The 22,099-nt window shown below is 60.1% G+C and carries 16 protein-coding genes; 14 read left to right on the top strand and 2 right to left on the bottom strand.

Annotated elements, in window-relative coordinates; all coding sequences use genetic code 11:
- The first annotated feature begins 22 nt into the window (after positions 1–22).
- The 8 genes from ACAM27_RS03250 to ACAM27_RS03215 all read left to right on the top strand — a co-directional run bounded on the left by ACAM27_RS03250 (position 23) and on the right by ACAM27_RS03215 (position 13,301).
- Complete coding sequence (locus ACAM27_RS03250) at positions 23–922, top strand: protein-glutamate O-methyltransferase CheR (protein WP_369612549.1); 900 nt, start codon at positions 23–25, stop codon at positions 920–922.
- A gap of 11 nt (positions 923–933) precedes the next feature.
- On the top strand, positions 934–8,553 hold the full coding sequence (locus tag ACAM27_RS03245) for an Hpt domain-containing protein (protein ID WP_369612548.1): 7,620 nt from the start codon (positions 934–936) through the stop codon (positions 8,551–8,553).
- Positions 8,553–9,605: a chemotaxis protein CheB gene (locus ACAM27_RS03240; protein WP_222198116.1), complete on the top strand. Its 1,053-nt coding sequence runs from the start codon at positions 8,553–8,555 to the stop codon at positions 9,603–9,605. Before ACAM27_RS03245 ends, ACAM27_RS03240 begins: the two co-directional genes overlap by 1 nt.
- A gap of 11 nt (positions 9,606–9,616) precedes the next feature.
- Entirely contained in the window at positions 9,617–10,078 is a 462-nt protein-coding gene (locus ACAM27_RS03235) for a chemotaxis protein CheW (RefSeq protein WP_113879316.1), read from the top strand.
- A 68-nt stretch (positions 10,079–10,146) separates the two neighbouring features.
- Positions 10,147–10,638, top strand: a complete 492-nt coding sequence (locus ACAM27_RS03230) for a Fur family transcriptional regulator (RefSeq protein WP_011787178.1) — start codon at positions 10,147–10,149, stop codon at positions 10,636–10,638.
- Positions 10,631–11,404 (top strand): zinc ABC transporter ATP-binding protein ZnuC, encoded by a 774-nt coding sequence (gene znuC / locus ACAM27_RS03225; protein ID WP_369612547.1) that lies wholly within the window; start codon positions 10,631–10,633, stop codon positions 11,402–11,404. Before ACAM27_RS03230 ends, znuC begins: the two co-directional genes overlap by 8 nt.
- A complete protein-coding gene (gene znuB, locus ACAM27_RS03220; protein ID WP_041655189.1) occupies positions 11,391–12,203 on the top strand; it encodes a zinc ABC transporter permease subunit ZnuB in 813 nt (270 codons plus the stop codon). The genes znuC and znuB overlap by 14 nt, the downstream gene beginning before the upstream one ends.
- 111 nt (positions 12,204–12,314) lie before the next feature.
- Complete coding sequence (locus tag ACAM27_RS03215; protein ID WP_369612546.1) at positions 12,315–13,301, top strand: PAS domain-containing protein; 987 nt, start codon at positions 12,315–12,317, stop codon at positions 13,299–13,301.
- Between the two features lie 36 nt (positions 13,302–13,337).
- Here ACAM27_RS03215 and ACAM27_RS03210 read toward each other — a convergent pair whose 3' ends face one another.
- On the bottom strand, positions 13,338–14,420 hold the full coding sequence (locus ACAM27_RS03210) for a patatin-like phospholipase family protein (RefSeq protein WP_022991338.1): 1,083 nt from the start codon (positions 14,418–14,420) through the stop codon (positions 13,338–13,340).
- 227 nt (positions 14,421–14,647) lie between these two features.
- Here ACAM27_RS03210 and ACAM27_RS03205 point away from each other — a divergent pair, with 227 nt between their 5' ends.
- Positions 14,648–15,733 carry a diguanylate cyclase gene (locus ACAM27_RS03205; protein ID WP_369612545.1) on the top strand — a complete coding sequence of 362 codons (1,086 nt, stop codon included), beginning with the start codon at positions 14,648–14,650 and terminating at the stop codon, positions 15,731–15,733.
- Positions 15,734–15,738: 5 nt separating this feature from the next.
- Here the strand turns inward: ACAM27_RS03205 and ACAM27_RS03200 are convergent, their stop codons facing one another.
- Positions 15,739–16,653 carry an alpha/beta fold hydrolase gene (locus ACAM27_RS03200; protein ID WP_222198119.1) on the bottom strand — a complete coding sequence of 305 codons (915 nt, stop codon included), beginning with the start codon at positions 16,651–16,653 and terminating at the stop codon, positions 15,739–15,741.
- 182 nt (positions 16,654–16,835) lie between these two features.
- Between ACAM27_RS03200 and folE the strand changes: the two genes are divergently transcribed.
- From folE to ACAM27_RS03175, 5 genes are all read left to right on the top strand, one after another.
- Entirely contained in the window at positions 16,836–17,405 is a 570-nt protein-coding gene (gene folE, locus ACAM27_RS03195; protein ID WP_011787185.1) for a GTP cyclohydrolase I FolE, read from the top strand.
- Between the two features lie 26 nt (positions 17,406–17,431).
- On the top strand, positions 17,432–17,806 hold the full coding sequence (gene folX, locus ACAM27_RS03190) for a dihydroneopterin triphosphate 2'-epimerase (protein ID WP_369612544.1): 375 nt from the start codon (positions 17,432–17,434) through the stop codon (positions 17,804–17,806).
- A 13-nt stretch (positions 17,807–17,819) separates the two neighbouring features.
- Positions 17,820–18,254, top strand: coding sequence for a CoA-binding protein (locus tag ACAM27_RS03185; RefSeq protein ID WP_369612543.1), 435 nt, complete (start codon positions 17,820–17,822; stop codon positions 18,252–18,254).
- Between the two features lie 169 nt (positions 18,255–18,423).
- Positions 18,424–19,734: an HD-GYP domain-containing protein gene (locus ACAM27_RS03180; protein WP_369612542.1), complete on the top strand. Its 1,311-nt coding sequence runs from the start codon at positions 18,424–18,426 to the stop codon at positions 19,732–19,734.
- Positions 19,735–19,792: 58 nt separating this feature from the next.
- Complete coding sequence (locus ACAM27_RS03175) at positions 19,793–22,060, top strand: putative bifunctional diguanylate cyclase/phosphodiesterase (protein WP_369612541.1); 2,268 nt, start codon at positions 19,793–19,795, stop codon at positions 22,058–22,060.
- Positions 22,061–22,099 lie beyond the last annotated feature (39 nt).

The following is a 22,099-nucleotide window of genomic DNA, read 5'->3' as shown; positions in this document are numbered from 1 at the left end:
GGCCCGGGGCAGATGACGGTCTATGGCGCATACGCATAACCAACTGTCACCCGCCGAAGGCATCTGGTCACTGCGCCGTCTTCCGGATATGGACGACGCGCAGTTCAGCCAGTGGCAGACCTTGCTGGAGCACCGCACCGGCATAACCCTGACCACCGAACGGCGCTCATTTCTGGAAACCAATCTTGGCATCCGGATGCGCGAAATCGGTTGCAGCAGCTACCAGGCCTATTACGAGAAAATCGTCTCCGGCCCGGATGCTGTCAGGGAGTGGGCCACACTGGTAGACCGGCTCACTGTTCAGGAAACCCGGTTTTTCCGGGACCCGGACGCCTTCCGGCTGGTGGCGGATTATGTGCTTACACGTCCCCGGGAACAGTTCAGGAAGCGGGCCCTGGAGGCCTGGAGTGTTGGCTGCTCCACCGGCGAGGAGCCTTACACGCTCGCGATGATCCTGAACGAGGGCATGGCTCAGTTGGGCGTGCAACCGCTCTTCGGCGTAACCGGCTCGGACATCAGTCAGCCGGCCATCGAAAAAGCGCGCCAGGGCCGGTTTAATGCCCGCAAGTTGCTGGGAATGGAAAAAGACCTGAAAGCCAGGTATTTCCGCCCCTCGGAGCGGAATACCGTAGAAATTGTGAACAGCATCCGTGACCGGGTGTGCTTTACCAGGCTCAATGTTCTGGATCTGGATAAAGCACCCATGCACGGGATGAACATTATCTTCTGCCAGAACCTGCTGATCTACTTCCGTCGCTGGCGCCGACGGGAGATCGTCAAACGGCTCGCAGAGCGTCTGGCACCGGGGGGGTTACTGGTGCTTGGCCAGGGTGAACTGACCGACTGGCAGCCACCGGGCCTGCAGAGGGTTCCCTCGGAACATGTACTGGCGTGGATCAAGCGCCAGTCCGACGAAGAATAACCGGAGTGGTTATGGGCAATCACCATGACAGCATCGCCCTCGACTGGGTTCGGGGAGAGATACAGGACACGCTGACCCAGGGCCAGCATGCACTTGAAGCGTATGTCGAGAATCGCGACGACACTGCGCGCCTGCGCTTCTGCCTGAATTACCTTCACCAGGTACACGGTACCCTGCAAATGGTGGAACTCTACGGTGCAGCATTGCTCACCGAAGAGATGGAAAAACTGACCCAGGCCATTCTCAACGAAACCGTGACCAGCGTTGACGATGCCGTCAACGTGCTGATGCAGGCCATTCTGCAGCTGCCACAGTATCTGGAGCACATTGGCAGTAGCAGCGATGACTTTCCCATGGTTCTGCTGCCGCTGCTCAACGATCTCCGGGCCGCCCGGGGCGAATCCCTGTTGTCCGACACCTCCCTGTTCAAGCCGGATCTCTCTGCGTCACAGATGAGGGTCAGCGGCAAGGTGTCTGAACGCCTGCACGATCCAAAAGTCCTGGGCCACCTGCGCAAGCTGCGCCAGATGTACCAGTTTGCCCTTGCTGGCGTGGTTCGCGAGGCGGACCTCGACGCCCATTTCGATTACATGCAGAAGGTAATCCAGCGGTTGGTGCGCCTGTGCCAGAAAACGCCCCGGGGCGAACTCTGGAAAGCGGCCAGTGCCTTTGTCGACACGCTGCAAGCCCGGGTCAACCCGGTGAACACCGCCGTCAAATCCCTGCTCAGGGAGCTGGATTCCGAGATCCGCCGGCTCACCGACGAACATGCGGATATCCTTCAGCAGCCGGTTCCGGAAGCGCTGTTCAAACACCTGTTGTATTACGTCGCCCGCGCCCGGGATCTCGATCGCCCTCAGGTTCAGGCGCTGCGTCAGGCCTATCAGCTGGATAGCGCCCTGCCCTCGGAAGACGACGTGGATGCGGCCCGCAACCGGGTATCCGGTCCAGGCCGGGACGCCATCCACTCCGTGGTCAGTGCCCTCAACGAAGAACTGGCCCGACTGAAAGATCAGCTCGACCTGTTTGTGCGGGCCGAATTTCGTCAGAACAGCGAACTGGACGAGTTACTGCCCGGCCTGCGTCAGGTTGCCAATACCCTGGCCGTTCTCGGTCTTGGCATTCCCCGGAAGGTCGTCACCGAACAGATTGAACTGGTAGAAAAACTCTGCCAGCAGGCCGAAGTGGTCGACGATGGCACCCTGATGGACATTGCCGGTGCCCTGCTTTACGTAGAGGCCAGTCTGGCTGGTCTCGACAGCGAGCGACGCCCGGAGCAGTCGTCCGGCTCGGCCGAGGAAGCCTCCGCCATCAACATGGGCTCCCGTGAACTCGGAGAGGCCAGCGAAGCGCTGATCCGCGAATCCCGTAATACCCTGGAGCAGGTTAAATCCGCCATCGTCAATTTCATTGCCTCCCAGTGGGATGCCCGTGAAATCGAACACGTACCCGGACTCCTGCACAGTATCCGTGGCGGTCTGAGCCTGGTGCCACTGGATCGCGTTGCCGATATGCTCGCCTCAGCCGAGCGTTATGTCACCGACGTATTGCTCAGCAACAAACAGGTGCCGGACTGGAAACAGCTCGACACCCTGGCCGATGCCGTCACCAGTATCGAGTATTACCTGGAGAGACTGGCAGATGGCATCAGTGATAACGACGCTATCCTGCGCGTGGCCGAAGACAGCCTCGCCAGTCTCGGCTTCCCGGTCGGACAGGAGCCCACCTGGAGCCTGACGGAAGAAGCTGAAGAGGCCCCGGCTGAAGTACCCGTTGCTGAAGAACCTGAGGCAAGCGCCGAAGAGACCACCGCACCAGAGGCCAAAACCTCTGATGCCGAGCTGCTGGATGATGAGATCCTCGGCATTTTTGTTGAGGAAGCGGAAGAAGTTCTGCAGACCATCCACGAGTTCTATCCGAGGTTGCGCCAGGATCACGACGATCGCGAAGCTCTGACGGAAGTTCGCCGGGCTTTCCATACCCTCAAAGGCAGTGGCCGCCTGGTCGGCGCCACCAGCATTGGGGAACTGGCGTGGTCGGTGGAAAATCTGCTCAATCGGGTCATCGACCAGACCATCAAAGCGACCGATGACATGTTCACCCTGGTGGACCAGGTCAACGCCCGTATTCCTTCCCTGATTGAGGACTTCCGGAACGGCGAGACCAGTGGCGACGTCAACGAGCTGATTGAACAGGCTGAAGCGCTGGCAACGACCCGACGCGCAGAAACCGGACAGGCGGCCGAAGAGACCACAGGCGAAGCAGAAACTGCAGACGAGGCCGCCGCCGAGCACGAAATCGAAATTCCCGAAACGCCCGCTACCGCGCCAACGAGCGAAGTTGAAGAAGCGGACGACAGTGACGATCTCATTGATGACGAAATCCTCGAGATCTTTATTGAGGAAGCTGGCGAGGTACTCGACACCATTCGCGAATACCTGCCCATGCTGCTACGTCAGCACGATGACCGCAGTGCCCTGGCAGAAGTTCGGCGGGCCTTTCATACCCTGAAAGGCAGTGGCCGGATGGTTGGCGCTACCGTGATCGGGGAGCTGGCGTGGTCGGTCGAGAACATGCTGAACCGGGTGATCGACGGCAGCGTGTTCATGAATGATGATATTGCCCAGCTGCTTCAGGATGTCACCGATTCGGTGCCGGCGCTGGTCACCGATTTTGAGAAACGCCAGGCGCCGAGCCTGAACACATCTGCCATGGAGGCGCGGGCCAATGCCCTGGCCAATGGCGAAATTCCCGATGCCACCGCCATGCCGCTGGTGGACACCGACACAGAGTCTGCAGAGGAAACAACGGCCGGTACCGTCACTCCGGAAGACAGCATTGAGTATGATGCCCTGCCCGGAGAAGACGAAGTGGATCCGGTGCTGCTGGATATCTTCGAGAACGAAACCGAGACCCATCTGCAGACCATCAAGGAATACCTGGAGGCTGCGGGCGACAAAGCCACCGCCGCCTACACGGACGATCTCTCTCGGGCGTTGCATACCCTGAAAGGCAGTGCCAACACCGCCGGTATCGCGCCGATTGCGGAAGTCATTACGCCGCTTGAGCGCTTTATCAAAGAATCCCGGGCCCAGAACAAACGGGCAGACCGCGACGTACTGGCGCTGATCAGTGATGCGGCGGGCTTCCTGACCCAAGGGCTTGCCCAGATTCGGGAGAATCCCCAGGCACCGCTGGCAGGCACCGACGAGTACCTTGAGCGCCTGCACCAGGTGTGTGAGCAGACACTCACCAGCCATGCCCAGGCAGACGACGAACAACCCGCCAGGAAGTCATCGTCACAGCTGGTACAGCTGTTCCTGAGTGAAGGCCTGGATATCGTTCTGGATGCCGAAAGCATTCTCGATCGCTGGTCTGAAAACCCGCAGCAGGACGAGGCACTGGCAACCCTCCGTGCCGAACTGGAGCAACTGACCCAGGGTGCGACGGACGCCAATCTGCCCGATGTTGCCGAACTGGCCGCCGCTTTGACACGCACCTACACCGCGATTTCAGAGCAGGGCCTGCCGCCGGGCGATGATGTATTCCAGACCCTGCGCGCCGGCCATGAGCAGTTGATTAACATGATGGATCAGGTGGCCGCCGGGCTGGCTACTGAACCCAGCCAGGAACTGATTCAGGAACTCGAGGCGCTGGCACAGGCAACCGCAGCCGAGCCCGCAGAACCGGATGAGTTCGAGCAGCAGTTCACCGAGGATCTGGAAGAGATCGACCTCAGCCTGGAAATGGATGAACTGGAGCAGGCAACAGAAGAACCTGAGCTGACAGAAACGCCGCCACTGCCGGAAACGTCTGAAGACGATCAGGCCATGGACGACGAGCTGGCAGCAATCTTCCTGGAGGAAGCCCGCGACCTGATTGACAGCACCGCGGAAGCCCTGCACAGCTGGAGCGAGGACACTTCAAACCTGGACCTCTTGCGGTTGCTCCAGCGTGACCTGCACACCCTCAAGGGTGGCGCCCGACTGGCCGACATTACGGCCGTGGGTGACCTGTCCCACGAACTGGAAAACCTGTTTGAAGGGCTGACCGAGCAGAAATTCTCTATCAATGACACTCTGTCTGACCTGTTGTTCCGCTGCCATGACCGGCTTGCCGGCATGGTCGAGGCACTTGAAGCCAGTGAGGCGCCGAGGCCCGCGCCGGATCTGATCACCGAGATTCATGCCTACATCGATGGCGCCCGCGGCACTCGCCCGGTAACCGAAGTACACAACGATGACTCTGCGGAGCCGGAAGACGAAGAGCTGACCCTGCCGGAGCCCGAGCTCGAGGAAAGCACCGAAGAAACTGAAGGTGCAGAGGAGGAAGAGCTCCAGGCCACCGATCTGTCCCATCTGGACCCGGAACTGGTGGGCATTTTCCTGGAAGAAGCCTACGACCTGATCAACTCCACCGGCAGTGCCCTGCATACCTGGAGCGAAGACCCCTCGAACCGGGAGGTTGCCGCCGAACTGCAGCGTGACGTGCATACCCTCAAGGGTGGCGCCCGCATGGCCGGAGTCGAGGCCATCGGCGATCTCACTCACGTGCTTGAGGATCTGTTCGAAAAAGTGGCCGAAGGCCAGCTTGAAGCCAGCGGTCAGATGACCGACTTGCTGTTTGCCTGCCACGACCGCCTGGCTCAGATGGTAGAGCAGGTGGCGACCCAGAAGCCGTGCCCGCCAGCCGAAGAACTGGTGCATCAGGTTCAGGCCATTCTGCGCGGCGAATCCCTGCCTTCGGAGGCACCGCCGCAGTCAGAGCAGGGTGAGCGCGACGTTAGCGAACTGGAAGAACTGGAAATCAGTGAACAGCCGGCGGCAGAATCCGAAGAATCCGCGTCCAGCCTCAGCGAGAGCCTGGAAGACGCCACCGACGACGATCTGGTTGGCATCTTCCTGGACGAAGGCCTGGAAATCCACGAGGCCATTACCGAATGCCTCGACCAGTGGCGCGAGGAGCCGGAGGAGCTGGCTGGCATTACCCGCCTGCAACAGGAACTGCACACCCTGAAGGGCGGCGCGCGACTGTCGGATGTCGACCCGATTGCGGATCTGGCCGAAGCCTGGGCCGACGCCCTGGACCAGCTGATTGCCGGCGACCGGGACCAGTCGGCCATGCTTGGCCTGAGTGACCGCGCCGCGGCCAGCCTGAAATCCATGCTTGATGCGCTGGAAGACAGTCGCAAGCCCGACGCCGACGCGGCCCTGATCAACGCGTTACGTACTGCCGCGCCAGCAGAAGTTACGTCCGGAACCGAATCACAGCAGGCTGAAACGGCGGAAGCGGACTCCGTAGACCCTGAAGTGCTCGAGATCTTCCTGGAAGAAGCTGGCGAAATCATGGACCAGCTGGAGCAGCTACTGGATGACTGGCGTCGTGAGCCGGCCAATGAGCACTTCAACCGGGAAGCACAACGGGCATTGCATACCCTCAAAGGCGGCGCCCGTCTGTCCCAGCTCTCCGAGCTTGGCGACAAGGCTCATGCTTTCGAGACCCGCCTGATCGATCTGGGCGGTAACGCGCCAACCGAGGAGCAATGGCAGGCCATCACCGGCGATCACGATGCCATCATCGCGCTGGTCGCGGATATCCGCAAACGCTTTGAATCCGGCGCACAGGCACCTGCCCCGCAGCCGGAGAAAGCACCCGAACCGGTTCGCGAAGAGCCCGCGCCGGTGCCAAAGGCCACCACTGCGGAGCCAGCCCCAACCAAACCGGTTCCGGCACCTGCTAAACCGGAGAAGTCCGCGGCCCAGGCACGCAAGAAAGCGGCCGATGCGCAAAGAGCCGCCCAGGAAACCATTCGGGTATCGGCACCGCTGCTGGATGAGCTGGTTAACCTGGCCGGTGAAACCAGTATTACCCGGGGTCGCCTGGAGCAACAGAGCAGTGATTTCAGTTACACCCTGGACGAAATGGCCGCCACCATCGAACGTCTGCGGGAACAGCTGCGGCGCATGGATATCGAAACCGAAGCGCAGATCCTGTTCCGGGCCGAGCAGGAGCATGGGCCGGATTACGGCGACGATTTCGATCCGCTGGAAATGGACCGCTACTCCTCTATCCAGCAGCTGTCACGGGCCCTGAGCGAATCCACTTCGGACCTTGCTGATTTGCGTGAAACCCTGTCCGAGCGGGTTCGGGACACCGAAACCCTGCTGGTTCAGCAATCACGGATCAATACGGAACTCCAGGAAGGTCTGATGAAGACCCGGATGATTCCGTTCTCCTCCATGGTGCCCCGTCTGCGCCGCATCGTGCGCCAGATCAGTGGCGAACTCGGCAAGAAAGTCGATTTCGACGTACGCAATGCTGAAGGGGAAATGGACCGGAACATTCTGGAGCGGATGGTCGCGCCGCTGGAGCACATGCTCCGCAACGCGCTGGACCACGGCATCGAAACGCCGGAAGACCGCACCAAGGCAGGCAAACCGGCCACAGGTGAAGTGGTTCTGTCCCTGACCCGGGAAGGCGGTGATGTGGTGTTGCGGATGATGGACGACGGTAAAGGCATTCCGTCCGACGTTATCCGCGACAAGGCCGTTCGCCAGGGCCTGATGCGCGCCGACGAAGACCTCTCGGAAAGGGAAATCCTGCAGTTCATTCTGCAGCCGGGCTTCTCCACCGCCCAGCAGGTTACCCAGATTTCCGGTCGTGGCGTGGGCATGGACGTGGTTGCCAGCGAAATCAAACAGCTCGGCGGCAGCCTCGACATCGATTCCGCCCTGGGCCGTGGCACCACCTTCACCGTACGCCTGCCGTTCACCGTGTCGGTCAACCGGGCCTTGATGGTGTCCACCGGGGAAGATTTCTACGCCATCCCGCTCAACACCATCGAAGGTATTGTCCGGGTCAGCACCTACGAGCTGGAAGAGTACTACAAGCCAGATGCCCCCATGTACGAGTATGCCGGCCAGCAGTATCGCCTGCAGTACCTGGGCAGCCTGCTCAACAGTGACCACCAGCCCAAGCTTCAGGGCCAGGCCCTGCCGCTGCCGGTCATTCTGGTGCGCGGCGCGGAGCAGCCCATGGCTCTGCAGGTGGACCAGTTGATGGGCAGCCGTGAAATCGTGGTTAAATCCCTCGGGCCGCAGTTCAGTTCCGTCCGGGGCGTTTCCGGTGCCACCATTCTGGGTGACGGCAACGTGGTTGTGATCCTCGACTTGCCGGCGATGATCCGCTCCGACATCCTGTCCGAACGTCAGCGCCTGGCGAACCTGGAAAAGGCACGGGACAGCGCCCGCTACGAGGAAAAAGCCACGACGGTTATGGTGGTGGACGACTCCGTTACGGTGCGCAAGGTGACCTCCCGTCTGCTGGAGCGCAATGGCATGGAAGTGGTGACCGCCAAAGATGGTCTCGACGCCGTTGCCCAGCTTCAGGACCACCGGCCGGACATCATCCTGCTCGATATCGAAATGCCCCGTATGGATGGTTTCGAAGTGGCCAGCTTTGTGCGCCACGACGACAACCTGAAAGATACGCCGATCTGCATGATCACCTCGCGGACGGGCGAGAAGCACCGGGAACGTGCTCTGGCCATCGGGGTCAACGAGTACCTTGGCAAGCCGTTCCAGGAAACCGAGCTGCTTGACACCATCAAGCGGCTGACCGGGAACCGGTGATGGCCGGCCCTAACGGCCGGCCTGGCGTCGGGATTGTGTCCGATGTGGTGCTTCAACGGCATCGGCTGCAGGCGGCGACCGGAAAATTTGGCCTGGACGTCAGCTTCTCGGGAGATCCCGAGCGGCTGATGGACTACCCGGCATTTCCGGACGCGGCGCTCTGGCTGGTGACCCTGGAAGACGAAGCGGACCACCCGGCACTGTTCGAGCATCTGCTGGAAAATACAGAAGCACCGGTCTTATTCGGCCTGGACCAGGCTCCCAAGCCCGGCACCACGGAATACTTCCGCTGGGAACGCCGGCTGCTCGACAAGCTGGAAAAACAGCTCGGGCATCTGGAGCAGCTGGATACCGCCAACGACATTGAAGAGCTGGCCGAGACCACGCCAGATGCGGTGGACGCGCCTACGCTGCCACACTGGATAACTCCGGCGCCGCCGGGTTCGGTGGCTGAGGAAGTCTGGATTCTAGGAGCCTCGCTGGGCGGTCCTGCAGCGGTGAAGACCTTTCTCGATCACCTGCCGCCAAGGCTACCGGTCGGGTTTATCTACGCCCAACATATTGATGGCAATTTTACCGAAGTCCTCACCCGGGTTCTGGGCCGGCACGCCCACTATTCGCTGAAGCGGGCCGAGGAGGGCTATCGGGTACGCAATGGCGATGTGGTGCTGATGCCCGTAGAAAGAGAGTGGTCCTTTGATCGCCAGGGCCAGCTGACGGAACTGAATCATCCCTGGCCGGGCCCTTATGGCCCATCGATAGATCAGGTGTTGCTGAACGTGGCGGATCACTATGGCAAACACTGTCATGCCATCCTGTTTTCCGGCATGGGCAACGACGGCGCTATCGCTGCACCCATGCTGAAGGCCTATGGCAGCCGCATCTGGGTTCAGGAAAGCACCAGTTGTGGCAACAGCTCCATGCCCGATTCGGTGGCCGCCACCGGCTGCGCCAGTTTCTGTGGCACTCCGGAGCAACTGGCCAGGGAACTGGTAAAAGTCATTGAGAACAACTGCCTGCTCAAGGGCCGGCAAAAACGGGATTCCGCCTGAGGTAACAAGCAATGAGTGAAAACAGCCAATCCCTGTCCTGCGTCATGATACCGGTCTCGGACCGCCAGCTCCTGCTGCCCAACGTCTCCATTGCCGAGGTGGTGGATTTCAACAGCAACGATGCCGGCGCCAATACACCGGACTGGCTGGCCGGGTTCCTGGACTGGCGCGGGCTCACACTGCCGGTCATTTCCTACGACGCCGCCAACGGCAACAAGCTCACCATCCCTGGTGACAACCGTGGCCGCATCATTATCCTCAATACCATCGGCCCGAATCACCAGAGCACCCCGTTCATGGCCCTGGTCACCCAGGGCATTCCCAGCCAGGCGCGCCTGATGGAAGACCAGATCCGACAACTGGACGGCGACCCCGGCCCTGCGGATCTGATGCAGGTGGAAGTGGACGGCGAGCCAGCCTGGATCCCGAATCTGGAATACCTGGAATCCCTGGCCGTCGACGCACATCACTGAGCCTCCGGTCGGCATGGCGTGGCCGCCTGCAAATGTTATAATGTTGCAAATTTTGCAGGATCCACGCCATGCCGGAACGCGCACTTCCCTACCGTCCCCATAACCATCAGGCCTGTGTCGCCCAGGCATTATCCGATGCCCATGCCATCTGCCGCGATGAAAACGCCCGCCTGACTCCGATCCGTGAACGGGTACTGGAGTTGATCTGGCAATCCCACAAGCCGCTGGGCGCCTACGATATTCTGGCCAAACTGTCCTCGGATGGACATAACGCCGCCCCCCCCACGGTCTACCGGGCCCTGGACTTTCTGCTTCAACATGGACTGGTTCACCGGATTGCCTCGCTCAACGCTTTCGTCGGCTGTGCCCATGCCGGTGAACATCATCGCGGTACTTTTCTGATCTGCCGACAGTGCGGCACGGTGCTGGAACTGGCCATGCCGGAACTCAATCAGGCCATCGAATCCGCGGCGCGCGCGGAAGCCTTCCTTCCTGACGACGTTACCCTCGAAGTGGCTGGCCTCTGCCCCCGCTGTCAGGGGGAGCAAACGAATGACTGACCCTCTGGTCCGGCTAGAACAGCTTACGGTGGCATTTGACGACCGGCCGGTGGTTGATCGGGTCAACCTGACCGTGAGCCGGGGCGATATCGTCACCATCATCGGCCCGAACGGTGCCGGCAAAACCACGCTGATCAAAACCGTACTGGGGATTCAGCGGGCGACCAGCGGTCAATTATCGGTGGCGCCCGGCCTGGTGATCGGTTACGTACCCCAACACCTGACTCTGGAGCCCACTCTGCCACTGAGTGTCCGGCGCTTCATGCTGCTCAGCGGACGTGCACAGTCAGACTGCAAGGCAGCGCTGGAAAGGACCGGGGTCGCGCATCTACTGGATGCGTCCGTCCACCACCTGTCCGGCGGCGAAAAACAACGACTGCTGCTCGCCCGGGCACTGGCCCGGAAACCCGATCTGCTGGTACTGGACGAACCCGCCCAGGGGGTCGATATCAATGGCCAGGCCACACTCTACGATCTGATTCGCCAGCTTCGGGATGAGCTGCACTGCGGTATCATCATGATCTCCCATGATCTGCATCTGGTGATGGCGGCCACAGACCGGGTTATCTGCCTTAATCAGCACGTATGTTGCAGCGGATATCCGGAGGATATTTCCCAGGACCCGGCCTTTGTGGAAACCTTCGGTCATCAGGTTGCCGAGTCTCTGGCGGTCTATCACCACCATCACAACCATCGCCATAACCTCCATGGCGATGTGGTCTCTTCCGCGGACGCCCACGAAGGTTGCAGCCATGACCATCATTGATGCGGTGCTGGGCGACTTCTTCTGGCGGGCGCTGCTCGGCGGCCTGGGCGTGGCTTTGGTGGCCGGTCCCCTTGGCTGTTTCGTAGTCTGGCGTCGCATGGCCTATTTTGGAGATACGCTGGCCCATTCGGCCCTGCTGGGCATCGCGCTTAGTTTTCTGATCAGCGTGCCTTTGAATCTGGGTGTGGTGATTACCTGTGTGCTCATTGCGCTGGCCCTGGTGCTGCTGTCCCGGACCCGCACCCTGGCTACCGATACCCTGCTCGGCATCCTGGCGCACAGCGCGCTGGCCATTGGCCTGGTCACCCTGAGCTTCATGCCGGATGTCAGGGTGGACCTGACCGGCCTGCTGTTTGGCGATCTGCTGGCCATGACCCGACAGGATCTGGTCTGGATCTACGGTGGCGCCGCCTTTGTCCTGTCTCTGCTGGCGCTGCTCTGGCGCGGCCTGCTGATGAGCACCATTCATGAGGAACTGGCACGGGTAGAAGGGATTCCGGTGGAACGCCTGCGGCTGGCGTTGATGCTGATGTTTTCGCTGGTGATTGCGGTGGCCATGAAGATTGTCGGCGTCCTGCTGATTACCGCCCTGCTGATTATTCCGGCCGCAACCGCACGCCGACTGGCCCACAATCCCGAACACATGACCGCCCTGGCAGTGGTCTTCGGGGTGGTGGCGGTGTCCGGCGGACTGACCCTGTCCTGGTACCTGGACACGCCGGCCGGACCATCGGTGGTGGTCACTGCATTTCTGGTGTTCCTGATGGTGTATGCAGGTGCCCGCCAGAGCCGGCACTGACCATCCGCGCCACCAGTCAGCACAGGGCGGCGCCCGAATTGCCGGGCCGGTATTGCTGGTCTAAAGTTAGGCGGTATCCGAGCAGCAAAGGCCTCGCGGGAGCACACCAGCATGGACAGCGACCTTCGTAACACACCCGGCACCCGATTCCGGCTCTGGCCGGGTCTCTGGATGCCCGGGGTTATCCTGGGTATCGGCATACTGGTGTCAGTGGCACTGGCCAACACCCTGGCGCGAACTATCGCTGACCTTGGTCTTGAGGCCTACCATGCCAGGCATCAGGCTCTGGTTGCGACGATCGCAGCCCGTCTACAACACACGCCGGGGCAGCAATTGCCTGCATCGCTGACCTCAGCTTTGGCGACAGATCTGCCCAAGGGCCTGCAGCTTCGAATCGATACGCTCGCCAGACACACCAAACAGGCTGTGCTGGAGCTCGGCAACGTAGATGAGCCCCGGGATTCCGAGGCCCTTCGGACCGAGCTGACACTGCCCGGCAGGCACTGGATGGTCACCACCACGCCCAGCGCAGGGTGGATAGACCGGGCCTCGAACCAGGCGCGCTGGCAGATTCTTACTGCAGGTGCCGGTATCTCGGTACTCGCAGCCTTACTGATGCTGGTCGCCTGCCGTCGACTAGCCATCCGCAATGCCAGAATCCGGCAGCAACAGGCACAACTCGATCGCGATCAACAACAGATTACCAATCTGCAGGTGGAGAAGTCTGTGCTCCGGCATGCGCTGAACGACAGCGAAGCAAGAAGCCGGGATCTGGTCCGGCTGGGCGGAGCGGTAATCGCCGAACTGGATCACCAGGGACGCATCGGATTTGTGTCCGCCCAGATTGCCGACGTGCTCGGTCGCGCGCCCTCCGACCTGACCGATCAGCCGTTTGAACAACTGGTATCCGAACAAGACCGCAGCCGGTTTCGGGAAAGCCTGGACAGCGCCCGCAGCGAGGAAGACCTGACCCGAACCGACCTGGTACTGATCGGGGCCGAGGATACCCGGCCAGTGCGGGTCTGTCTGCGCCTGAAACCCATCAAGGATCCCGTCCACGGCATTACCGGCTTTCGGCTCAGTGCTACCCCGGACTAGGGCCCGCATAGACGGCCAGCGCGATCTACCAGCGACTCACAAGGGCTGAATCCGGTCCAGCAGCCGCCCACTCTCAACCAGCTCAAGAAACTCATCACCCAACCTGTCACTCTCCAAGATCGCTCGACGCCAGGCTCGTTCGCGACCGGCATCATCGCCGACGTACTTCTCGAAGTCCTTTCGATCCGGGAGTTTGCGATCCGGCAGGGTTGCCAGGTAATCCGGTGACGGCGATACCAGCACGACATCCTGCAGTCGACTGGCATCGCCCCGACGCCAGGGCAAGGTTTTATCGAACCAGCCGGGAACCACACGATCCGTAAAATGCGGATAGAGGATAATGCCAGGCTGCTGGTAAGGCAGGTCGAGGTGATAATCGAGCAGTCCGCCATCCCGGTATACACCCTCTGGCGCGCCCGGAATATTGCGGACTCCGGACATCACCAGAGGAATGGAAGCGGACGCCAGCAGGGCCGGCAACAGGTTATCCCGGCTCAGGGGCACTTCATGACTGGGGAAATCCACCAGGCTTGAGACCGGCGCGCGGCCCCGGGCATCGTGCACAATGCCACGTTCCATAAAACGACCCAGGTGCCGGCGGCTGACCATGTTGGCGCTGATAGCCCGCATCAACCCGAGGCTCAGCCTGCCACGGGTATCGTGTTGCAACAGGCCAAGACTGCGCACTACTACAATGCTCAACCGGTACCAGGGATGGCTGAGCAGAAAGTCTTCCCGGCCCCCCAGCAGCTCCTCCAGAAACAGTATGCTTTTGCGGGAGATTTCCGCAGCGCTGACGCCTTTGGCAAATCGCTGACTGGTGTACAGCTCGGCCAGGCGCGCCAACTGGGCCTTGGGATCATCTGAAGAGGCAATGGCGGCAAACCGCCAGCTGCCGATGGAAGATCCGATCAGGGCCCTTTCCTGGGGAGCCTGCGGCAACCAGTCACCAAAAATGGCCTTGTCCAGGCCACTGATTCCCAGCGCCTTCGGGCCACCGGCTGCCCCCGGAATCACGTGAACATCTTCGGGCCCCAGCGGTTTTTGCTGCAGGCGCTGCAAAGCCCGGCGTCCCGCTCGGATGGTCAGTGCCGGCATCCGGCTGTGAATGGCAGTCATTCCTTTCTCCCCTGAAGTGTGCGGCGAGTGTATCCGACCGGCTGGAGACGGCCAACTGAACAGAATTCATGACGGCTATGTATATTCTGAATAACAGGTGCCTCCGGCATAGTTTTTACGAATTACGTCGATCCGTGGTTTTTGCTTTCGCCCATCACACTCCGTGCTAGACTGGAGCCATCGATTACAAACGGAAACATGCCGGTTATGAACAGCGGGAGTAGGCTGTGAATCTTTTTGCCTCGCCAAATACCCTGGCAACCAACCCGACCCTGGCTGTTCTGGGGTTCAAGCGGCAGCTGGTCTACCATCTGCACATCTGGGCCTTTATTGCGGTCGCCCCCCTGGTCATGGTGCAGTGGCAGCATGGCAACGTGCTGCTGTCATCCCTGTTGATTCTGTTCTGCGCCAACGCGGCCCTGGTGATCGCATTCCTGCGTTTTCGAAGCACCTATTTCTTCAAAGGCCGCCTGTTCCCCATACTGGCCGTGGTGTGCGCCGCCTATTCCACTCTCATCAATGGCCATGCCGGGCTCTACTGGGCTTATCCTGCGGCCATTGCCCTGTTTTTTCTGCTTCCCCTGCGTGAAGCCATTTTCTGCAATGTCGTGTTTGTCTCGGTCATGGCGGTGGTGTCTTTCCTCAAGTTTCCAGAGGCAGACTTCTGGCGCATTACCTTTTCACTCGGTCTCAGCTGCCTGTTTGCCATGATCTTTGCCTGGCTGGTGGGGCGCCTGCAGGCCGAGCTTACCCGCCTGGCGACAACCGATCCACTGACCGGCTGCCTGAATCGCTCCCAACTGGCGGATATCCTGAACAGCCAGATTCAGATGCGGGAACGCTATGAACGGGTGTCCAGCCTGGTACTGATTGATCTGGATTATTTCAAGACCATCAATGACCGCTGGGGCCACCTGGCCGGTGACAAGGTGCTCAAGGAAATGGCGCTGCGGGTACGCAAGCGGTTGCGGGAAAGCGATCAGCTGTTCCGTATCGGCGGCGAAGAATTCATGGTCGTACTCCCGGAAACCAGGCAGAAAGACGCCGACACCCTGGCGCACCAGTTGCTGACCAGCATCAGCGCCCGGCCGTTTCTGGATGACATCCGGGTTACCGCGAGTGCCAGCGTGGCGGAAGTCACCCAGGGGGAGACCTGGTCAGTATGGCTCAACCGGGCAGACCAGGCTCTGTACGAAGCGAAATCCCGTGGCCGGAATCAGGTGGTGAACGCTCCCAGGCTCGCGAGCCAGGAGGACATCCTGGATCGGGCGCCAATGGCAAACCCGGCCACCGGCGGCACCACACCGGCCTGAGCTGGCTAGCGCGCCTTGCGAAACTCCCTGTAGGCGCTGTAGACATCCCAGGGTTGCTCAAAGTGGGGGTAATGCCCGACATTGCGCAACATCACAACATCGGCCTGAGGGATCAGCTCCCGATAGCGCCGGGCCATGGCGGCGCCGGACACCGGGTCGGCACCGCCGGAAATCAGTCGCATGGGCTGCTCCGCCTTTTGCAACGCTCCGACCCAGCGGTTGCGGTGACAACGACGCTCCTCCATGAACTGGATCAGGCGGTGCAACACGCCCCGGCCGTTGTTGTAGTTCAGCAAATGCCAGAAGTCGTCCATGTCCTGCCTGCCCGGCGGATTACGTGACCCGAACAGACGTCGGAAGTTTCGTTCGAAGAGCGATCGGCTGAGCCCCCGGCCAATGAGGCCACCCAGGGGGCTGCGCAGAATCTTCTGGATAAACAGGGGATGGTGAACTTCCGGAAACAGACCACCGTTTAGCAGGCAGACACTGCTGATGGAAAACGACAGCTCGCCCTCCTGCTCCCGGGCCAGCAGTTCCTGGACGACCGTGGTGCCGTAATCATGTCCGAACAGATGCACCCGCTCCAGACCCAGCCCTTCTATCCAGCCCTGAATCAAATCCGCCTGATCTTCGATGCTGTAGGAATAATGCAGCGGTTTGTCGGAAAAGCCGAAACCGAGCATGTCCAGAGTCAGCAGGTTATGCTCGCGCACCAGCATGGGCCAGATCCGGCTCCAGTCCCAGCTCGCGGTCGGGAAGCCGTGCAACAGAACGAGCGGTTCACCCTGCCCTCCCATGCGGCTGAAGATGGCATGCCCCTCGTAACTGAACCATTTGCCAGCCTGTTGCCAGCCTTCCAGCGTAAATGTCTCCTGGCGACCAGATGCCGCCACTTCTGAACCCGGTATCACCTGTTCCATGTGCAATCCATGACCGTACCCGAAACTCCCCACACTTTAGTGCAAAGCTGCGGCCGGGGCCATATCGCCTTTGGCGGCCTGTGCGGTGGTCCTTTTCTATGCCACAGACGTAAACCATGGAGATACCCGGCGAATTGCCTTAAGCTTTGGCCTTTTTCAGACACCCCAAACCGGAATCGATTATGTCTCTACCCCTTGATGATCTGGCCGATCACTACCGCACTATTATCCAGGGCCTGGGCGAAGACCCGGATCGAGAAGGCCTCCAGAACACGCCCATGCGTGCAGCCAAGGCCATGCAGTTCCTCACACGCGGCTACCAGCAGGACCTCGAAGAGCTGGTTAATAACGCCGTGTTTGAATCCGCCATGGACGAAATGGTGGTGATTCAGGACATCGAACTGTACAGCATGTGTGAGCATCATATGCTGCCCTTCATCGGCAAGTGCCACATCGCCTATTTGCCCCAGGGCAAGGTGCTGGGCTTGTCCAAGTTTGCCCGCATCGTCGACATGTATGCCCGCCGGTTACAGATTCAGGAAAACCTTACCCGGCAGATTGCCGAGGCCATCGAGAGCGTTACCCAGGCCAAGGGCGTTGCGGTGGTCATTGAAGCCCAGCACATGTGCATGATGATGCGCGGCGTCGAGAAGCAGAACTCGCGCATGAAAACCTCCATGATGCTCGGGCAGTTCCGCAAATCCCAGGCAACCCGGACCGAGTTCCTGAATCTGATTTCAAGCAACCGCTAACATCCGACTGACCCCAGGGAGTTGTTATGGCAAACGCCCAGAAACCGCTGGCCCGTGTCCAGATCAAGAACCTTCTTCTGCGCGCCTATATCGGCATCAAGGAAGAGGAGATCAACAACCAGCAGGACGTGGTGATTAACGTTTGCCTGACCTACGATGCCTCGGAGGCTATCGAGCGCAATGAAATCTCTGCTGCGCTCAACTACCGAACCATTACCAAGCAGATCATCGCCCATGTGGACGGCCAGCGCTTTGCCTTGCTGGAGCGCCTGACCCACGAAGTATTGACCATCGTCATGAAACATGGCGCCGTGCGTTGGGCCGAGGTAGAAATCGACAAGCCCCATGCGCTACGTTATGCAGAATCGGTTTCCGTGACCCTGGAAGCCAGTCGCGACTAGGAGAATCTGCATCATGCCCAGCAACAGCCCTGACCAGATCCGGGACATTCTGGAATCGGTAAATACCATCGCCCTCGTGGGTGCCAGCGAGAAGACCAACCGGCCGTCCCATGAGGTGATGGAATACCTACAGCACCAGGGTTACCGGGTGATTCCGGTGAACCCGCGCCTGGCCGGGCAACAGGTTCTGGGCGAAACCGTCTATGCAGATCTCGCCTCGCTGCCGGAGCCAGTGGATATGGTGGAACTGTTCCTGGCCCCGGAGCGCACCGATGCGGTAATCGACCAGGCCATTGAGCAGAAGGTTCCGGTGCTCTGGCTGCAGATCGGCGTGATCAATGAAACCGGCGCCCAACGTGCCGAAGCTGCCGGCCTGACGGTGGTGATGGATCGCTGTCCCAAGCAGGAGATTCCACGGCACGGCCTGCGCACCCCGGCCAATCGCTGAACGCCCTTTCCCGCCCCTGCCGATTGCCTGCATTGCGGTAGCTGGCCTGAGAACCGGCTACCGGAGCTGAGCTGGATCAAGAGCCAGATCACAGTTTCAGATCGTAACTGTTACCAATTGCGACAGTCTGACATACTCTCTGGACAATAATTCGAAGACTGGCAGGGCCATGTGGTTCCGAAGTAAACCAGGCAAATCCAGAGCCGCCGCTAAAGGCCGCGATGTTCAGAGCACCCCCAAAGCGTCTGCAGACGTTGTACTGGAACGGGTGCGGCTGCCTGTGGACCTGCTTCAGTCCGGCATGAAAGTGGTCAAGCTTGACCGCCCCTGGACCGAAGTGCCGGTCCTGTTCCAGGGCTTCACCCTGCAGACCGAGGCCGAAGCCCGGGTACTGCGCCAGTATTGCGCCTGGGTGGTGGTCGAAGATGAGGCTGAAAAGCTGGCCCCGGTTCTGGATCAGATTCCCCACCTGAAGCAACGCACCACCGAACCCCTGCAGGAAACCTGCACGCTCGAACAGGAACTGCCCAGGGCTGCCGACACCTGGAGCCGAACCCAGCAATTCGTGGAAAAGGTGATCCGGGACATCGAGCAGCATAACGATCTGGAGCTGGCGTCTGCCCGCCCCCTGATTCGCTCCTGCGTGGACAGTGTCAAAGCCAACGCCAGCGCCATGTTCTGGATGGCACGGATCAAGCACCGGGACGCCTACACCGCCGAACACTGTTTACGCGTCGCCATTTTTACCGTGGCCTTTGCCCGTTTCCTGGGCCTGCCCGAGGATGACCTGGAAGTGGCCGGCATGTGCGGGCTCTTACACGATATCGGCAAGTTACGGGTACCGGACGAGATCCTCAACAAACCCGGGCCGTTATCCCCCCAGGAATATGAGGTGATGCGGAAACACACCACCCTGGGCCATGAGCTCCTGAAGCAGGATCCAAGCCTGGACCCGATCATCAGCGATGTGACCCTGCATCACCATGAACGCATCGACGGCCGGGGCTATCCACAACAGTTGCCGGAGTGGCAGATCAGCCGGTTTGCCCGCCTGATTGCCATCGTCGACGCCTACGATGCCATGACCAGCGACCGGTGTTACCGCGATGGCATGTCACCGGCCGACGCCGTAAGGATTCTGTTCAAGAACCGGGGGCAGCAATTCGACGCCGATATGGTCGAGGCCTTTATCAAAATGATGGGTATCTATCCCCCGGGCAGCCTGGTCGAACTGAGCACAGGAGAAGTCGCGTTGGTAGTAAGTACGCACCCCGGGCGCAAACTCAAACCGAGGGTTGAGATACTGCTGGATCCCTCGAAAAAGCCGGTCACGCCGCGAGTCGTGGACCTCGGTGAGCAGATGGGGCTTGAGCACACCACTCGGGAAATCACCAGGGCTTTACCTGACGGCGCTTTCGGGATATCCCTTAGGGGGCGGATCGAACAGCTAATGGCAAAGAGCGTTGCAAATCATTCATAATCAGCGCGAGCCTGCCGTTAACCCAGGTATCCCGAACCCACTCACTCCGGAGCATGATGTGGAGAAACCCGAGACATCCATCAGACTGGTCGTTCGTGCGCTGATGAGCCCGGTTTTCCCGGTTCTGATCTTCCTGGTGTTTCTGGGTATTGCCTCCGGGCTCCGGGTTGGCCTGATCCAGCAGAATACCCACCAGATCCAGACCAATCTCAGCAATGAAGCCAGAACGCTCGCCAACAACCTTGAGCGCGAATTCATGGTGCACCTCGATGCCATCGGTCGTATGGCCATGCGCATGCAGGCCAATCCATCCCAGACCGAGGCGCTCTGGCGTGAGGATGCGCGCAATTATCTGAGAGACTTCGGGGTTTACCAGGCCATTGAATGGGTTGACCGCAACTACATCATCCGCTGGCTGGAACCCCTGAGCGGCAACAACGATGTCATCGGTTTCAATGTCGCCTTCAATGAACAGCGGCGAGCGGCGCTATCGCAGGCTGCAGCCTCCGGACAGTACGATATTTCCGGCATCATTGACCTCCGACAGGGCGGAGAGGGTCTGGTGATCTATCATCCTGTCGGGCGGGGTGATGCCAATAACGGTTTCATGGCTGGCGTTTTCAGAATGAATACGCTGGCAGAGCAAATGTTGACCCGGCGGGTCCTTGAACAGTTCCAGGTCACCATCACCCAGAGTGACCAGACCAGTTATCTGCTGAACACCTCGTCGGACCTTGATAACTCGCTGAACCACACCGTACCGATCAACCTGCCGTCCCTGGACTGGTCACTGACACTCACGCCTTCGAGACAGTGGGTCGAAGGCCAGCGCAGCAGCTGGCCTACCATGACCTTTACCAGCCTGCTTCTGATGGGCCTGCTCACCAGCCTTACTACCCTGCTGGTGCAACTCATCCTGAAACGCAACCAGGCTCTGCTCAAAACCCGTAAAGAACTGGAACAGGAAATCGATCAGCGAGTAGCCATGCAGGTGGACCTGGAACGGCTGGAGTCGACCGACACCCTCACGGGTCTGGCCAATCGCCGCTTCTTCATGGAAGACCTCGCGCATACCATCAACATTGCCGATCGACAGCTGCGCCAGATCGCCCTGGTGATGCTGGATCTTGACCGCTTTCAGATGCTTAACGATTCCCTCGGGCATCAGTTCGGGGATGAGCTTCTGATCAAGGTGTCTGAACGGCTGAACGGGTTGAGCAATGAGCGGGTACTGGTCGCCTACTCCGGTGGTGACGAGTTCATGGTGTGTCAGCAACAGGTCGATGACATTGACGATGTGATTCACCTGCTGGGCCAGATCAAGCAGTGTTTCGCCGCGCCGTTCGAGGTGCAGGGCGAGGCTCACAGTATTACCGCGACCATGGGTGTGGCGGTTTATCCCCAGAGTGGTCTGGACGCGGATACGCTGTTGCGCAATGCCGATATTGCCCTGTACCGGGCCAAGGAGCAGGGCCGTAATACCTACCAGTTCTATACCGAGGGCATGCAGGACCGCGAAGTGCTGCGTCTTGAGCTGGACCGGGACCTGAGCCAGGCGCTGGCCAATGATGAATTCGTGCTTTACTTCCAGCCCCAGCTCAATCTCGACACCGGCGAGATCAACAGTGTCGAGGCGCTGATTCGCTGGCAACACCCGGTTCGCGGGCTCCTGCCTCCGGTGGAGTTTATTCCGCTGGCTGAGGAAAGCGGCCGGATTACCGAGATCGGCCGCTGGGTGGTACTGGCCGCCTGCCGTCAACTGGCGCGCTGGAAAGGCACGCCCTGTGAGCACCTGAGAGTCGCGGTGAATCTGTCTGGCCGCGAACTGGATGACGATTCCCTGATTGACCATATCCGTTCAACCCTGGCATCGGAGGCGGTGGATCCGTCGAGGCTGGAGGTGGAACTGACTGAGGAAATCTTTATCCAGAACATCGAGCACAACCTCAATCAGTTATCCCAGCTGCACCAGTTAGGTGTGCATCTGGCGATTGATGACTTCGGGGTTGGTTACTCGTCGCTGGGCTATCTGAGAGATTTCCCGGTCGACCTGCTGAAGATTGACCGGTCGTTCATTACCGACGTCACTGAGCGCCACGATGATGCGGTGATTACCCGGGCGGTGATCAATCTGGCCCACAACCTGGGCATTCAGGTAGTGGCTGAAGGCGTCGAGACGGAGGAGCAACTGAACTTCCTGAAAGCGCACCGATGCAATCTGGCCCAGGGCTATCTGATCAGCCGGCCGATTCCGGCGGCCGATCTTGAGCGGGCGCTTGCGGAAGGCATTCTGATTCCGGGCCTGCCCGTCGGTTCCGGTTTGTAATTACTGGGCCAGAACTCCACACTTCACTTTCAACGGTTT

The organism is Marinobacter sp. RI1, from assembly GCF_041155085.1.
GTDB classification, from domain to species: domain Bacteria; phylum Pseudomonadota; class Gammaproteobacteria; order Pseudomonadales; family Oleiphilaceae; genus Marinobacter; species Marinobacter nauticus.
This window is presented reverse-complemented; position numbering and strand designations above follow the sequence as displayed.